The 16049-nt window shown below is 63.4% G+C and carries 15 protein-coding genes; 4 read left to right on the top strand and 11 right to left on the bottom strand.

The genetic code is table 11. From position 1 onward, the window contains the following. Positions 1–30 precede the first annotated feature (30 nt). The 3 genes from HT051_RS02065 to HT051_RS02055 form a co-directional block, all read right to left on the bottom strand. Positions 31–807, bottom strand: coding sequence for a WYL domain-containing protein (locus tag HT051_RS02065; protein ID WP_174540499.1), 777 nt, complete (start codon positions 805–807; stop codon positions 31–33). Positions 808–968: 161 nt separating this feature from the next. Beyond that, the gene (locus HT051_RS02060) at positions 969–1193 is read right to left on the bottom strand and encodes a hypothetical protein (protein ID WP_174540498.1); all 225 of its coding nucleotides are present in this window, start codon (positions 1191–1193) and stop codon (positions 969–971) included. 81 nt (positions 1194–1274) lie between these two features. After that, positions 1275–2174, bottom strand: coding sequence for an HNH endonuclease (locus HT051_RS02055; RefSeq protein WP_174540497.1), 900 nt, complete (start codon positions 2172–2174; stop codon positions 1275–1277). Positions 2175–2227: 53 nt separating this feature from the next. Here HT051_RS02055 and HT051_RS02050 point away from each other — a divergent pair, with 53 nt between their 5' ends. Together HT051_RS02050 and HT051_RS02045 are read left to right on the top strand one after the other, a co-directional pair. Next, entirely contained in the window at positions 2228–3952 is a 1725-nt protein-coding gene (locus HT051_RS02050; RefSeq protein ID WP_174540496.1) for an acyl-CoA dehydrogenase family protein, read from the top strand. A 265-nt stretch (positions 3953–4217) separates the two neighbouring features. After that, complete coding sequence (locus HT051_RS02045; RefSeq protein ID WP_208454357.1) at positions 4218–4859, top strand: NAD(P)H-binding protein; 642 nt, start codon at positions 4218–4220, stop codon at positions 4857–4859. A gap of 22 nt (positions 4860–4881) precedes the next feature. Here the strand turns inward: HT051_RS02045 and HT051_RS02040 are convergent, their stop codons facing one another. After that, on the bottom strand, positions 4882–6054 hold the full coding sequence (locus HT051_RS02040; protein WP_174540494.1) for an MFS transporter: 1173 nt from the start codon (positions 6052–6054) through the stop codon (positions 4882–4884). A gap of 100 nt (positions 6055–6154) precedes the next feature. Between HT051_RS02040 and HT051_RS02035 the strand changes: the two genes are divergently transcribed. Both HT051_RS02035 and HT051_RS02030 read left to right on the top strand, forming a co-directional pair. Next, positions 6155–7078, top strand: a complete 924-nt coding sequence (locus HT051_RS02035) for a LysR family transcriptional regulator (RefSeq protein ID WP_174540493.1) — start codon at positions 6155–6157, stop codon at positions 7076–7078. A gap of 126 nt (positions 7079–7204) precedes the next feature. Further along, positions 7205–8125 (top strand): CoA ester lyase, encoded by a 921-nt coding sequence (locus HT051_RS02030; protein WP_174540492.1) that lies wholly within the window; start codon positions 7205–7207, stop codon positions 8123–8125. 45 nt (positions 8126–8170) lie between these two features. On the opposite strand, the gene HT051_RS02025 is transcribed toward HT051_RS02030, so the two are convergent. The 7 genes from HT051_RS02025 to HT051_RS01995 all read right to left on the bottom strand — a co-directional run bounded on the left by HT051_RS02025 (position 8171) and on the right by HT051_RS01995 (position 15961). Then, the gene (locus tag HT051_RS02025; RefSeq protein WP_174540491.1) at positions 8171–9577 is read right to left on the bottom strand and encodes a sulfatase-like hydrolase/transferase; all 1407 of its coding nucleotides are present in this window, start codon (positions 9575–9577) and stop codon (positions 8171–8173) included. A 92-nt stretch (positions 9578–9669) separates the two neighbouring features. Then, positions 9670–10422, bottom strand: a complete 753-nt coding sequence (locus HT051_RS02020) for a sulfotransferase domain-containing protein (protein WP_174540490.1) — start codon at positions 10420–10422, stop codon at positions 9670–9672. A 99-nt stretch (positions 10423–10521) separates the two neighbouring features. Next, entirely contained in the window at positions 10522–11292 is a 771-nt protein-coding gene (locus tag HT051_RS02015) for a class I SAM-dependent methyltransferase (RefSeq protein ID WP_174540489.1), read from the bottom strand. 7 nt (positions 11293–11299) lie between these two features. Continuing rightward, positions 11300–12829 carry a DHA2 family efflux MFS transporter permease subunit gene (locus HT051_RS02010; protein ID WP_246810281.1) on the bottom strand — a complete coding sequence of 510 codons (1530 nt, stop codon included), beginning with the start codon at positions 12827–12829 and terminating at the stop codon, positions 11300–11302. Positions 12830–12839: 10 nt separating this feature from the next. Beyond that, a complete protein-coding gene (locus tag HT051_RS02005) occupies positions 12840–14129 on the bottom strand; it encodes an HlyD family secretion protein (RefSeq protein WP_174540487.1) in 1290 nt (429 codons plus the stop codon). A 4-nt stretch (positions 14130–14133) separates the two neighbouring features. Beyond that, positions 14134–14622, bottom strand: coding sequence for a MarR family winged helix-turn-helix transcriptional regulator (locus HT051_RS02000; RefSeq protein ID WP_174540486.1), 489 nt, complete (start codon positions 14620–14622; stop codon positions 14134–14136). 181 nt (positions 14623–14803) lie between these two features. Further along, entirely contained in the window at positions 14804–15961 is a 1158-nt protein-coding gene (locus HT051_RS01995) for a DUF4236 domain-containing protein (protein ID WP_174540485.1), read from the bottom strand. Positions 15962–16049 lie beyond the last annotated feature (88 nt).

Here is a 16049-nt window from a genome sequence, read left to right as displayed (position 1 = left end):
TCACCTGCTCGCGGGCGCGAGGCCTATGGCTTAGAATTGTTGTTCAAGCAACTCCAGCAAGCTCTGCAATCGATTTCGCTCTTCGCTGTCGACCACGCCGTCGGCCAGCACGATTTCGGGAATGCGGCTAAGCACATGATTGCGGTGGACCCTCTCGCTATTCAGAACTTTCTCTAATGCGTCGGAGAACTGATATGTGTCCGGCAACATGGCATCCATCCAAGAGTTTACCGATCGTCTCGGTACACGCCCGCGGATTGAGCATCTATCCTGCTGCCAATCCAGATAACTCCAGAGAATTCTGCGTTCCTGCCGCTTGAGGTGCTGATCCGCATGCCCGAAATAGAGCAAAACCGTTAGCCCCTCCGTGCTTTCTCGGAGCAGGACTGAGGTCGGATCCTCGCTTGGCGTCCTTTTCTTGGTGCGCTGCATCTTCGCCACAAGAAGTAGGTCGGAGAGGAAAGCTTCAGGCTCCTCGTGCACTTCGCCGGTACGAGTGTCGATTATCTCGACGATGCGGTCTACGCGAAACGACCGTCTTGCCTGCCTGAGCTCGCAAAACGCTTGCAGACAGTATTCTCCCGCAGCAGTGCGAGAGACCTTTTCGACCACGATCAATCGCCGGGTGCGATCACCTTTAGAGTCTTCATAGGTGAGTGCCAGACGCACGCCGACAAGTCTGCCAACCTCATCCGAACTTGGCTCAACTTCCATGTCGGCGGTATCGAACGACGCGCCGCCGATCCTAAATCCGGTAGGCGGCGTCGCCTTCCGCTCCCCGAACACACTCAGTAGCGATTGGAGCATTTGGACAACCCTTCCGGGTAGACCATATCGCGAGATTTTTCCTCACGGAAGCACCTGAGTAGATCGCAAGGGCGGTGGTGGTGGCCCGGATCGTCGCCATCGGCAGGTTCGCCATCGGCCACATCAGCATGCCCCGCCGCGCCACGAGCCGCCGGCGCGGCTTAGCCCAGCGTGCTCAGATGCGCGACCACGTCCTTGATCGGCGCCTTGGCCTTCTCCGCCGCCTGGCGGCTCCAACGGCGGCGGCGCAAAGCCGGCTCCCGCTCTGGCTCACAGCGCGGCCCGGCCATCTGCGGCACGCGGGCGGGATGGCTCTGGCGATAGCGCCAGGTCATCAGAAACGACGGCTGGGCTTTTCCTGAGGCTGCATTGGTATCGTGATGCATGGCGGGTTCCTCCTGTTATCTCCTTGGGGGAGGAGGAGGAATTTTTGAGGGTGCTGGGGAGTTCCCGAGATTGAACGATAGTCAATGCTTAAAGCATTGCTCTCGATGCCAGGCTAGAAAGTGCGGATGCGGTCTCTGATGGGGTTTCGCCGGCACTAGCGCATACCCACCCCGATTAATGAAGGATCGAATGCCGTCGAAATCGTTCACCTGACGTGAGATGAGAATCTCATGATCGTCGGAAAGGCTAATTAGCCCACGATCGAACATCCAATGCGCCGTCCCTGATAGGGCAAGTCCATTGCTAACAATGTCAGGTCCATCCGCTTCGACGGGTCGAATATGCGCCGCTTCGACTTCAGCACGTCCTCGGCCGTTGATCAGCTTCAATCCACTTATGGCGCAACGCTCCTCATAAGCGCGTAGAACAACGCGTCGGAAAGCGCGATCGCGAACGATCCTCGAAGAGAGATAGTTCACCCGTTCTCGAGCTTCCTCAAATTCAAAGGGGGCTTGATCTTCGTCGAAACCAAAGGGTGCTTTATCATCCCCAATTCGCGGGAGAAGCAATTCGTCGTCATTCAGCCCTCGAGTGACGATACGACTGAAGTCAGCGGACGACAGTGGTCGAACCGCTGACTGGGCGCGACCAGAAATACGGCCGTCAGGATTCAAAACACCGCGTTCGATCACACCATGCTCATCGCTAAACGGTACCGGTTTCACAAAATCCAAATAGCTGCCAGGCTCGATGAGTGCGAGGTACATCCCAGCCTGCGTTGGATCAGGAACCACGCGTTCGACTTTCGCCACGGCAAAATAGCCACGAGTCTCAGCGACTTTTCGGGGCTCATAATAGATGATCCAATCCCCGATACAGGGCTCTACCCTTCCCAGGTACTGTCTTGGAAATTGGTACTGCTCAGCTGGACTATCTTCGTAAATCGAATCTGAGCGATGAATGAAGACCCCGAATCCCATATGACTTCTTAGCGCGGTTAAGAAAGCGACGCATCGATGAAGGAGCCAGCAGGATGGAGCGCGCAAAACCACCGCCTCAAACCACCCAAGCCCCAAACTCCTTCACCACAGACCCCTTCGCCCAATCCATCCTCAAGCGCATCGCGCCGGCGCTGCTTGAGGCGCGCGCCGCTGAGCTCGCCTCCTTCGGCGCATTCTGCGGCGGCGAGCTGGACGCACAGGCTGCCTATAGCGACCGGATTCATCCCCCCGTCTGGAAGGCGGTGCCGGTCGATCCGGCCCATCCGGGAACGCGGCGCGGGGCGATCTTCCTCAACCCGCGCTACGATACCTGCCATCAAGAGGTCTATGCCCGCGGCTTCATCGCCGCCGGGTTCGGCGAGGCGCCGACGCAGCTCTACGCGCCGCTGGCGCAGTATCTGATCTCGCAAGCCGATATCTCCATCGGCTGCCCCTTCGCCATGACCCATCCCGTGGCGTTGATCGTCTCCCGCTATGCGCCGGAGAAGGTCAGAGAGAAATTTCTGCCCGAGCTGATCCGCACTGACCGCCAGACCAAGAGCGGCGGCACCTGGGCGACGGAGAAGCATAGCGGCAGCGACGTGGGCCAGACCGAGACCCGCGCCGTGCCCCAAGGCGACGGCACCGCGAAGCTCTACGGCCAGAAATGGTTCACCTCCAATGCTGGCTCCGGCCTAGCGCTGGCCACGGCCCGGCCCGAAGGCGCGGAACGAGGCGCAGCCGAGGGCGCCAAGGGGCTCGGCCTCTATCTCGTCCCCAGCCATGTCGACGCCGACTGGCAAACCCCCAACGCTTACGAGATCACCCATCTAAAGGAGAAGATCGGCACGCGCGGCCTCGCCACCGGCGAAGCCAAGCTCGACGGGGCGCATGCCTTCGAGATCGCGCCCCCGCCCGATGGCCTCCGGGTGATGATGGAGGCGCTGGCCTGCTCACGCGTGCACAATGCCATGGCCGCCGCCGGGGTGATGCGCCGCGCGCTGGTCGAGGCTTTTGGCTGGATCGCCACGCGCGAGACCTTCGGCAAGCCGCTGATCGAGCGCCCTCTGATCCGCCAGCGTGTGGCTGAGATCGCGGTGGCATGGATGGCCGGCAGCCTCCTCGCTTTCGAGGCGGCGAGAAGCTTCGATATCGCTTGGGCCAGCGAGGCCCCGGCGGCCCGGCTCTGGGCCCGCATCGCCACGGCGCTCGCCAAATACAAGACCGCCGAACAGGCGGTCTGGTGCGCGCAGAAGGCGCTCGGCCTCGTCGGCGGCAATGGCTACACGGAGGATTATCCCACCGCCCGGCTCTATCGCGATTCCGTGGTGCTCACCGTCTGGGAGGGGCCGGAGCAGATCCAGGCTCTGGAGCTGTTACGCCTGATCGCCGGCAAGGTGCCGGGGTCGGCGGTCTTCATCGCCAAGCTCGACGAGATTCACGGGAAGCTGCCGGAAGAGACCATGCGACGCGAGCGGGAGCAGCTGCAATTCCTGCGGCAGGGGATGCACGAAGCGCTGAGCCAGCTAGAAGCGGCGGACGATGCGGCGAAGGAAGCCTCCGCCGGGAGCTTCCTGCACAAGATGGCCGATACCCTCTCCTATGCCCTGCTCTGCGAGCACGCCGCCTGGGAGCTGAAGACCAGCGGCGAGACCGCGCTGCTGCCGGTCTGCGAAGCCTTCTATACCGGGACCTTCACCCCGAAGGTGTTCCCCGCCGCTTCGGCCGATCCTTTGGTCGAAAATCTCGATGCGATCCTTAGCACCGCCTTCGCCTGACCGCACCGCTCAACATTGGCGTTCCGATCCAAGGCGCCAAGAGCTTCAGCAAGGAGACGAGCTTCGTCTCCTGTCCCGTCTCCCGCCCCATCTTGGCGGTCTCCACGGAAGCGACGGCTTGAAGGAGCCATGCCGCAGGCGTAACAGCGTCGCTTAGGCAGCCGAATTGCATGCAAGGCATAACCCCGCGCAGATCGTCATCGCAGACGAAGCGGAAAGCGTCGCGGCGCAGGGTGAGAAAGGAGGAGAAATGAAAGTCTTTATCGTGGGTATTGCGGGAAAGGTCGGCATCCGTCTGGCGGAGCGCCTGGTGGCGCGGGGCGACGAGGTCGATGGGCTGTACCGACGGCCGCAACAAAAAGAGGCGCTGGCGGCGGTCGGCATCCAGGCGACGGAAGGCGATCTGGTGAAGATGTCGGCAGCCGAACTCGCCGAGGCGATACGCGGCAGCGATGTGGTGGTGTTTTCGGCCGGCGCCGGCGGCGAGGGCGGGCCCGAGATGACCACGGCGATCGACGGCGATGGGATGACGAAGACCATCGAAGCGGTGCAACAGGCGGGCATTGCGCGCCTCATTCTGGTCTCCGCTTTCCCCAACGCCTTGCGGGAGCGCGAGACCTCCGATCGGTTCGAGCACTACATGACGGTCAAGCGCCGCTCCGAAGTCGAACTGGTCGATTCCGATCTCGACTGGATGATTTTGCGTCCCGGCACCCTGACGGACGATACCGGCTCGGGACGTGTCTCGCTTTCGCTGGCGCTTCCCTATGGCGACGTTCCCCGGGACGACGTTGCCGAAACCCTGGCCGAGATCGTGCACGCGCCGGGAACTGCGCGAACCATTCTCGAGCTGATCTCCGGATCGGTACCGGCGGCGGAGGCTGTCGCCACGTTCGATCGGGCATAGGCCGCTTGCCGCCCGGCGCCGATCAGCAGCCCACCGGCGCAGGGGCAAGCGATCTTCCGCCCCGCCGGAAGCGCAGCGCCAGGAGAAGCCCGGCCGTCGCCGCGCCGGCGCCCGCCAGCGCCACGGCGGGATAGCCGAGCCCGGCATCGATCACCCCGCCGCCGAGGGCCGCGCCCACCGCATTGCCGAGATTGAAGGCACCGATATTCATCGCCGAGGCGAGATTGGGGGCATCCGCCGCCTCCATCACCACGCGGGTCTGCAGCGGCGGCACCATCGCGAAGCTGGCGATCCCCCATGCGAAGATCAGCGGCGCGGCCGCGAAGGCCGAAGCCATGCCCGGCGCGAATAGCAGCAGCAGGACCGCCGCCGCGGCCAGAGAGCCGATCAGCGTCGCATCGAGCGAACGGTCGGCAAAGCGCCCGCCCAGCCAGTTGCCGACGGCAAGACCCAGCCCGTAGAGGATCAGCATCGCGGTGACGAAGCCGGTCCCGGCCTGAGTCTCCACCCGCAGGATCGGTGCGATATAGGTGAACACGGTGAACATCGCGCTGGCCCCGACCACGGTGAGCAGCAGCGCGGTGAGCACCGGAGCGCGGAACAGCACTTTCAGCTCGGCGCGCATGTCCGCCTTGCGCTCCACCTTCATCGGCGGCAGCGAGACGATCAGCGCCGCCATGGTGAGAATGCCGATCGCCGCGATGCCGAAGAACGAGGCACGCCAGCCCACCGTCTCGGCCACCCAGGCGGCGAGCGGAACGCCGCCGATCGTGGCGACGGTCAGCCCGGAGAACATCGCCGCCACGGCACCGGCGCGCTTGTCCGGCGCAACCACGCTTGCCGCCACCACCGCGCCGACGCCGAAGAACGCGCCGTGATTGAACGAGGTGACGATGCGCCCCACCAGCAGCATCGTATAGCTGTCCGCCATGGCCGAGATCAGATTGCCGGCGGTGAAGATCGCCATCGCCAGAAGCAGCAGATGCCGCCGCACCATGCCGGCGAAGGTCAGCGTCATCACCGGCGCGCCGACCAGCACGCCGAAGGCATAGGCGCTGACCAAAAGCCCGGCCATGGGGATCGAGACCTGAAGATCGGAGGCGATCAACGGCAGCATGCCCATGGGCGAGAATTCGGTGACGCCGATGCCGAAGGCGCCGACGGCGAGCGCCAGCAAGGGAGGGTTGATTTTCATGAGAGCCATTCCGTGAGTTATGCTTTGACGGAATATGATCGACTCGAAAATCCCGGAGTAGATTGCGTTTCGGTCAATCACTTGTGCATTAGATTCACAAATGGAGCATTCCAACACTCATCCAAAAACCGACCGGACCGGGGAGCTGGCGATCTTTCTGGCGGTCGCCTGCGCCGGCAGTCTTTCGGCGGCGGCGCGCGAGCGCGGCCTCACCCCCTCCGCCGTCAGCCGCATCGTCACCCGCATGGAGCAGCGGCTCGGCGTGCGGCTCGTGGTGCGCACCACGCGAAGCCTGCGCCTGACCGCCGAAGGCGAAGCCTATGCACGGCTGGCGCGCCGCGTCCTTGCCGATCTGGAGGAGCTTGAGAGCACCATCGCCGACCGGGCCAGCCCGCGCGGCCATATCCGCGTCAGCGCCGCCACCGCCCATGGCCGGCTCACCATCGTGCCGCTCCTGGCCGAGTTCGTGGATCGCTATCCGGACATTTCCGTAGAGCTGGAGGCCAGCGACGAGGTATCCGATATTCTCGGCGGCCGCACCGATATCGGCATCCGCTTCGGCCCGCTGCCCGACAGCCCGCTCACGGCTCGCCGTCTCGGCGAGACCGGCCGTACCGTGGTGGCCGCGCCAAGCTATCTCGCCCGCGCCGGAACCCCGCAAACCCCGGCGGATCTCGCCCGCCATAACTGCCTGGATTTCAGCTTCCGCCGCATCGAGCCGGGCTGGCCGTTCCGCGAGAACGGCAAGGATTACCTCCTGCCGGTCAGCGGCAACATCACCGCCAATAACGGCGAGACGCTGGTGCAGCTGGCCGCGCAAGGGGTCGGCATCACCCGGGTCGGTAATTTCCATATCGAGGACGCCCTGACGCGCGGCGAGCTGGTTCCGCTGCTGGAAGCGTTCAACCCGCAGGACCGCGAGAGCATCCATGCCGTCTTCATCGGCGGTGCTGCAACGCCGGCGCGGGTACGCGTCTTCGTCGACTTCCTGGCCGAGAAGCTGAGCCCCCGCACTTCCGTTTAGGGCTAGGGCTTGGCCCGCAAGCGCACCGGAGCCTGCGATCGGGAAACTTTAGAGGCGCGATATTTCCCAAGCGGTGCACATTATTTATGCTGCCGCGAAACACCGTTGCAGAAAAGGAAATCCGCCATGCAAGGCCGCCCGCGGCGCAGCGCTCTCTATATGCCAGGCTCCAACGAGCGGGCGCTTCAGAAGGCCAAGACCATTCCGGCCGACGCCTTGATTCTCGATCTCGAAGATTCGGTGGCACCCGACGCCAAAATCCATGCCCGGGAACAGGTCTGCGCCGCGGTGAAGCAAGGCGGCTATGGCGGCCGCGAGGTGGTGATCCGGGTGAATGCGCTCGAGACGCCCTGGGGCGCCGACGATCTGGTCGCCGCCTGCGATGCCGCACCCGATGCGATCCTGGTGCCCAAGGTGATCCATTCCGGCGACATCATCTCCGCCGCCAAGATCCTGCAAAGCTGCAACGCGCCGGAAAAAGTGCGGCTCTGGGCCATGATGGAAACCCCGATGGCCATCCTCAATGCCCGCACCATCGCCGCCACCGCCGTCTATAAGGAGAACCGGCTCTGCTGCTTGGTGATGGGCACCAACGATCTGATCCGCGAATCCCGCGCCCATGCCCATTACGAGCGCTTCGCCGTGGTGCCCTGGCTGGCGATGACGCTGGTGGCCGCCCGCGCCTACAAGCTCGACATTCTCGACGGCGTCTATAACGACTTCCATGACGAGGCGGGCTTGCGCGAGGAATGCGAGAAGGGCCGCAGCCTCGGCATGGACGGCAAGACGCTGATCCATCCGAGCCAGGTGGCCCCCTGCAACGCGGTCTTCTCCCCCACCGAGGAGGAGGTCGAATGGGCCCGCAAGATCATCGATGCCTTCGGCGAGCCGGGGAACAAGGACAAGGGTGTGATCGTCGTGGAAGGCCAGATGGTCGAGCGGCTGCATTTCACCATGGCCCAGCGCACCGTCGCCATCGCCGAGCAGATCAAGCAGCGGGAAGCCGCCTCAGCCGAGCCCCGCACACCCGAACGCGCGCGGGGATAGCCGGCCTGGCCGCGCGCCCCTCAAGAAGCAGACGGGGCGCTTCGGCTATCGCCAGTCCGGCGCGTATTCCTCGGCCATGATCGCGGTGATCGTCTCCATCACCTCCGGATGCTCGGCGGCCACATCGTGCTGCTCGCCGGGATCTTTAGATAGATCGTAGAGCGCGATGCCCGCGTTGCAGTCGGGGCGAATCGCCTTCCAGTTCCCCAGCCGCACCGCCTCCGAATGCGCCTTGCGCGGAACGCCCTTCTCGGCCGCCGGTGCGCATTTCGCCTTCCGGTCGTCCAGCGCCCAATAGAGCGGCCGCTCCGGCATCGCAGCATCCGGATCGAGCAGCGCCGGCAGAAGCGAGCGGCCCGTCGGCGTCGGCCCAGGCTTCAGCCCTGCGGCATCGGCCAAGGTCGGGAAGATATCCTGGAACGCGCCCGGCACGGAGGAGCTCGCCCCTTCCGGAATATGCCCCGGCCAGCGCGCGATGAAAGGCACGCGGATACCGCCCTCGTAGAGCGTATCCTTGGTGCCGCGCAGCCCCTTCGCCGAGTTGAAGAAGAGATGGTCGCGCCCGCCCACGGAGACCGGGCCGTTATCGGAGGTGAAGATCACCAGCGTCTCGCGGTCGAGGCCCTCCGCCTGGAGCTTCTCCATCACCGCGCCCACCGTATCGTCGAGGATCGTGACCATGGCGGCGAAGGCGGCATTGGGCGCATTCTGCGCCTTGAAATGCCCGCCCTCGAACGGCGTCTCGGGATACCTGCCGCTGAACGCGTCGACCATATCCTGCGGCGGGCTGATATCGGCATGAGGCAGGATCATCGGAAAATAGATGAAGAACGGCTTGTCCTTATTCTCCTCGATCACCCCGAGCACCGCCTCGCGCAGCTCGTAGCTGGAGAAGTTGGTCCGGCCGCCGTCGACATTGCCGGGATAGGGCTTCTTCTTCCCGTCCCAGACCATGGCCTCCGGGAAATAGCGGTCGACCCCGCCGCGCATGCTGCGAAAACCGAACACATGGTCGAAGCCTTGCGCCTCAGCCGCGCCGGTGGTGCCGCCGGTGCCAAGCGACCATTTACCGGCAATCGCCGTCACATAGCCGGCCTGTTTCAGCTTTTCGGCGATGGTGACGTCGTCGGGACGAAGCGGGCGCTCCGTGTTGAACTGCCGCTGAGTCCGGCCGGTATGCATGCCGCGCATGAGGGATTCGCGCGAAGGCTGACACACCGCCGAGCCGGAGTAGAAATCGGTCAGCATCACGCCTTCATCGGCCAGCTTCTGCAGCGATGGCGTCTCGAACTTGCTCTGCCCGAATGGCTCGATATCGCCATAGCCGAGATCGTCGGCCATGATCAGGATGATATTGGGTGGTCGCTTATCCGCCGCCCGGCTCTCGCTTGGGAACAGCGCAAGGCCGGAAACGAGCACGGCGAGGGTCAAAAGAAGAGACGTCAGCTTCATGTATCGGCTCGCGATTTCGCGTCGGCGAGGGAAGAACGCGACCATGCCGCCGCAGCCGCGCACAGACAAGCCTTTCGGCTGTGGCATCATTTCTACCCCGAAAGATCGAGCCCGTATTCCGATTTCAGCCGTTGCCGATCGGGCGCGTAGAGCTCCTCAAGAAAGCTCCGATCCTCGTCGGAAATTCCGGCGAATTCGGGTTTGTCGTAGGAAAACACCCATTCCTTCTCCGGCGGCTCGGCCAGCGGCGCGACGCCCAAAAACCCGAACGTCTCATCCAAGACCTGCGCCTGGTCGCGGTCCAGATCGGCCTGGCGCAGAAGCAGCACCTGCTCTTTCGGAAAATGTTCGAACACCCGGTCGAGCTGCTCGGCATAAAACCCCCGCTCCACATAGCTATACACCCGGTGACAGCCGCTGATCTGGGCTTCGCGGGCCACACGCGCGCGCCCTTCCCGGATCGCTTCGGAAAAGGAGAGCTGCTCCGCCCCGCGCGAGACCTCCATGCGCCAATGGGAATAGGCGCGGGCAACCGGATCGCGAAAGCTGAAGATCAATTTGATATCGGGATTATAGGCGGCAATACGCGCCATGCTCGGCACCCAATAGCTGTAGATCGGCGTAGCATCTCCGCACACGCTGCCGGGCGGCGCATCGGCGAATTCGGCATGCAGCGCATCGTAGGGCGGCGCAGACCAATCCAGCCTCTCATCGTCGAAGAAATGCAGCTCCTTCTTGGAGCCGAAGCACACAGCCGGATGCTGGGAGAGGAAATGCCAAAGCGCCGTCGTGCCGCCCTTCTGCACCCCGGCAATCAGAAAATCCAGCGGTCGATCGGTAGCCATGCTCCCCCGGCGAAACGAACGGGCCGCATCCAGGCGGCCCAGCTGACGGCGGCGCCATACTTCGCCACCGCACCGCATCTGGCAAGAGCAGGACGAGCGCTAGCCGCTCTTGGTGCAGCAAGCGGCCAAGGTTTCGTAGGGCATCTGCACGACGGCCTTGCCGGCAAGCGTCGGATCGCCCGCAATCACTGCCTCGATCCTGGCGGCGACCTCTCGCCGCTCCGCCTCGGGCAGGGCCGCGATATAGCTCGTCGACAAGAGCCGGCCGAGGATCACCTGCTCCGGCGGACCGGATTGCACATTGGAGAAGCGGCTCTCCTCAAGCGGCCCGAAGCCGTCCGCCGGGAACAGGCGCCGCCAAGCACCGCTCCCATAGCTCGGCGCATCCTTCGCATAGGGCGCGATGACCGCCTGCACAGCGGCGACGAACGGCACGCTCTCATCGCGCATATTCCAGATCAGCCCGAGAACGCCGCCGGGCTTCAAGACGCGCCGGATCTCCTGCAGCGCCTCGGCGCTGGCGAACCAGTGAAAGCATTGAGCGCAGGTCACCGCGTCGACCGAATTGTCTTCGAGCGGAATGGCTTCCGCCGTCCCCTCCAAAGCGCGAATCTCAGGAAATCGGGCGGAAAGCGCCGCGCGCATGGCCGCGACCGGCTCCACCGCAACCGTCTCCGCGCCAGTCGCTAGGAGTCTCGGCAGAAACTTGCCCGTCCCTGCACCGAGATCGAGAACGCGCCGTCCGGGGCCGAGCTTAAGCTTGGTCGTGAGCCAAGGCTCCAAGGCTTCCGGGTAATCGGGGCGGGCGGCGGCATAGACCTCCGCACCGGCTTCGAAGCCTTCTGCGGCGGCACGATGAATTTTTTGCATTCCAGCCCTACTCCATCGCTACGGGCTCGGCATTGCCGCCACCCTTGCCTTTGCGGATGAACAGCACCAGCGCGACGGCAACGAGCGAAGCGGCCATCATCAGCCAGAAATCGTCGATGAAGGCGATGATCGTCGCCTGCCGCGTTATCTCCTGGTTGAGGAGCGCGAGGCCTTGCGCACTGGACGGATCGAACAGAGGCGCCGCGCCGAGTGCGTGATTGAACGGCGTCGCATAGGCGCCGATCTCGGCGTGATTGACTTGCGTGTTCTCCACCAGAAGCGCCGAGACCGCCGATATGCCGACGCTGCCGCCGATATTGCGCGACAGGTTGAAGAAACCGGTGGCATGGGTGCGCTGCTCCGGCGGCAAGGTGGCGAAGGTCACCGTGGTCAGCGGCACGAACAGGAAGCCGAGACCGGCTCCTTGCACGAAGCCGGTGATCACCACGTCCCACGGCCCGATATCCGCAGTCCAGCCGGTCATCACCCACATGGCGTAGGCAGTCATTAAAAGCCCGCTGGCAATCAGTAGGCGGGTATCGATGCGGCCCGTCAGCCGCCCGACGATCAGCATCGAGATCATGGTGCCGAGCCCGCGCGGCCCCATCACCAGCCCCGCCGTCGTCACCGGATAGTCCATCAGCGTCTGCAGAAACGGCGTCAGCAGCGCCATGGAGGCGAGATAGGTGGCGAAGATGATAAAGATGAAGCAGGTGCCAATGGCGAAGTTGCGGTCGCGGAACAGGGCCGGCGGCACGAACGGATTATCCGTGGTGAAGACATGCACCAGGAAGACGTAAAAGGCCGAGACCGAGACCAGCGCCTCCAGCACGATCTCGCCGGAGCCGAACCAGTTGAGCTGCTCGCCCCGGTCGAGCAGAAGCTGCAGCGCGCCGATGGCGATGGAGAGGCTGATGAAGCCGGTCCAGTCCAGCCCCTGCTGCCGGCTCTTCGCCGTTTCGTGCACGAAGATCAGAACCCCGATCAGCGCGACGAGGCCAATGGGCAGGTTGATGTAGAACACCCAGCGCCAGGTGAAATTCTCCGTCAGCCAGCCGCCAAGCACCGGCCCCAGAACCGGGCCGATCATCACCGACATGCCGAACAGCCCCATGGCCCGGCCGTGCTGCTCCGGCGGGTAGAGATCCAGCAGGAAGGATTGCGCGATGGGAACCAGCGCCGCGCCGAACGCGCCCTGCATCAGCCGGAAGCCGACGATCTGGGTCAGCGACTGGGCCATGCCGCACAGCATCGAAGCAACGACGAAGCCGACGATCGCCACCATCAGCACGCGCTTGCGCCCGAACCGGCCGGCGAGCCAGCCGGAGGGCGGCGTCATGATCGCCGCGGCGACGATATAGGAGGTCAGCACCCAGTTGACCTGATCCTGGCTCGCCGCCACCGAGCCCTGGATATAGGGCAGCGCGACATTGGCGATGGTGGTATCCAGCGCCTGCATGACCACCGCCAGCACGATGCAAAAGGTGATCATCGCGCGGCCCGGCACCACCTGAAAGCCGGATGCCTCCCCCGCCATGGCGGCGCTGCTAGCCATGGGACGCCTTGCCGGAGGACGCCTTGCCGGATTTGGCATGCGCCGTGGCGCCGCCGAACCAATCGGTCAGGAAAGTAGGAAGCCCGCGCACATGGCCGGTATCCACGGCGATCTCGGCGCTCATCCCGGCACGCAGCGTCGGCAGGTCATCCGGCGTCTCGATCTTCACCCGCAGAGGAATACGCTGCACCACCTTGACCCAGTTGCCGGAGGTATTCTGCGCCGGCAGGATCGAGAAGCTGGAGGCCGAGGCCGGGCTGATACTATCCACCGTGCCGTGCCAGGTGACGCCCGGATAGGTATCGACGGTAACGCTGACCGGCTGGCCCGGTTTGACCCAGGTGAGCTGGGTTTCTTTCGGGTTCGATTCCACCCAGACGTGATGCGTGGCCACCAGGCTGAACGCCGCCGCGCCGGCGCCGAGCGACTGTCCCACCTGAAGCTTTGGAACGTTGGTCACCACCCCGTCGAACGGCGCCCGCACCGTGGCGTGGCGGAGCTGCCGCGCCGCCTCGTCCCGCTCCGCGAGGGCGTATTTGTAGCCGGAGAGCTTCTCCACCGGATAATCGGGATGTCCGTCCAGCTTCGCTGCGGCCTGGGCGAGCTGGGTCTTCAGCGAAGCGAGGTTCTGCTCCGCGTCCTGCAGATTGTGCTGGGATTCGTCGAATTGGGCGCGGCTGGCGAAATCCTGCGCCTGCAGCGTCTTCTTGCGCTCGAAATCGCGCTCGTAGAAAGCGACATCCAGCTCGGCCTGTTTGAGCTCGGTCTGGATCTGCGCATAGGCACCCTTCTGGGCTGCGAGCTGCGCCTTGGCGATGCCGAGCTGGCCGTTCGCCTTCTCCAGCGCCAGTTGGAACGGCAGCGGATCGAGCCGGAACAGCACCTGGCCCTTCTTCACCTGCTCGTTATCGTGCACCGCAACGCTTTCGACGATGCCGGAGACATCGGTGGAGACGGAGACCGTGTCGGCCCGCACATAGGCATTGTCGGAATCCATCACCGCGCCGCCGGTGACGTAGAAATAGCCGCCGACCACGAGCGCAAGCGGCAACAGTGCGAACAGTAGATGCCGCATACGGCGCCGGCGCGACGGGCTTTCCGTTTGGCCTGCCCCCTCGCCGCCAGTCTCGGCATCACGCTCCGCCTCATCCTCCACGGACACGTCCGCCGTCTTTTCGGCCACCTTCGCTTCCGGTGCCTCAGCGGCCGTTTCGCGCTCAGTCTTTTGCGCGCTGATCGGCTCGGCTTCGGTGAAGCTGTCTTGCTTGTCGATCTTGCTCATCGCATCACCCGGCCTTCACCGTCTCCTTGGACTTTTCGTCTGCCCGCTCCTCGGAACTTCCGCAGGTCACATTGGCGCGCATGATCTGAAGCACCCGGAGCATGGTCTCTTCCTCTTCCGGCGTGACGCCGGTCAGCGCGTCCCGTTTCAGCGTCTCGCTGATCGATTTCAGCTGCTTCAGGACCGTCTCGGCTCCGGGGAGCAGGAACAGCCGCTTGCTACGGCGGTCCTTCGGGTCGGGCCGGCGCTCCACCAGCTCGGCGGCCTCCAGCTTGTCGACGACGCGGGACAAGCTGATCGGTTCCAGCTCGAGAATCTCCGCGAGCGCGCCCTGGCGAATCCCTTCGTAGAAGCGCAAATAGGCCAGCACCTGCCATTGTGCGCGTGTCATTCCGAGCACGCGGGCATTCTGCTCGAACTGCTTGCGGAGCAAGCGCGCCACATCGTGGAGCAGAAAGCCCAAGCTCGGACGCTGCAGATCGTCATGCGCCATATCTGAGCCCTATCTATTATAAGCAAGCTTAAGTTATCTCCACTTCATATAAACCCGCCGCCCGCCGCGAAAAGAGACGAACCGACGCAGGGGGATGCACCCGGCCAAACAATCGAAAGCTGTGAATGCCTTGATCCGCCCTAGTGGAATGGTGATCGACCGCTTGATCGCGCCGCAGCAACTAGCTGATAGCCGAAGCTGCACGCGGCTCTAGCGCGTTTATTCTTTCGGCGAGCGACTGCCGGGCGTCGTCCACCAAAGGCGTTTTGGAGAGAGCTTCGAATGATCTGATCACACTCTCCAAAAGCCCTAACTGCGAGAAGATAAGCAGCTCGTTTACGCCGCTCTCGCTCGTAAGATGAAGTTGCTCGTAGCGGCAGACCGGAATTTGATAATTGTCCTTGAACCGCCGATCCGGTCCGCCGCGCTTATTCGGATGCTTCCAGGTATAGCCGACCACCTCGGCATCCTTGGGGACCGAACCATCTTCGATAAAGTTCGTTTGATCGATACGAAGATCGAGGTCGCGATAGGCGATCGCACCAAATCGGCTTGAATCTTCCATCAACACGACATCCGGCAACAGGTAGATCACCTGCCGGCCGACACCGAGCGCAGGCGGCGTGATATTGCTCTCTAGTACCTTGGGCTTGGCATAGGACAACGAAGTGCTTTTCCGACTGACCAGCCGATCGGCTCCAGCGTGTTGTTTCCACGCCGTCAGATTCGAGATTTGGCCGTGCGATTCGATGTGCCATTTGGCGCCGCAGTTAGCCAGGGTATCGATACCCTCTGTTAGAGCGCGATAGCGTGCCTCTATTGTCGTATCGAGATCATACAAAACGACCACTTTGCGCCGATAAGAATCAAGCCAACTTCCGAACACCCAAGCTGGTAATGCAAAGGCAACGATGATCCAGCCAGCACCGCCCGATAACAATCCAGCGGCGAGCCCGAGAAGCGCAAAGCCATAGCCAAAGACTTTTGCGAAACTGATTTGCTGCTGCTTGGCATTCAGCTCGTCGATCAGGTCGCCGACTTTTTCGTCCCGCATCTCTAAAACATCACCGGACTCGATTTCGGTCATCTCCACGGAGGAAGGAACCGTGCGTAGCTCTCGCCTCCGCGCGGCAGCTTCACGTCGCCGTTTGGACCTCTCTCCAGCACCGCCCAACGATCCGCGATAGTAGATGCCGCCAAGGCCTGCACGCACGTAATGGCCCCGCGGGCCGGTCCCGATGCGAAAGCCCTTTACGCCGACCGAAATGCCAACGCCGCTTTGGGAGAAATTGAATCGGAAGGGGCCTGCGGCAACCGATTTGCGGAAGTAGAACGGCATGATGGATCGACCGGAGAACACGGAGCCCAGTCGAGCCTATCGAAACCAACGCCACTTATGCGAGCAAAAAATTGAGACTCTCGCAGAT

The organism is Methyloligella sp. GL2 (assembly GCF_013341275.1).
Taxonomy (GTDB): Bacteria; Pseudomonadota; Alphaproteobacteria; order Rhizobiales; family Methyloligellaceae; genus Methyloligella.
Note: the sequence above shows the minus strand (reverse complement) of the source record. Positions and strands in the feature narration are given on the sequence as shown.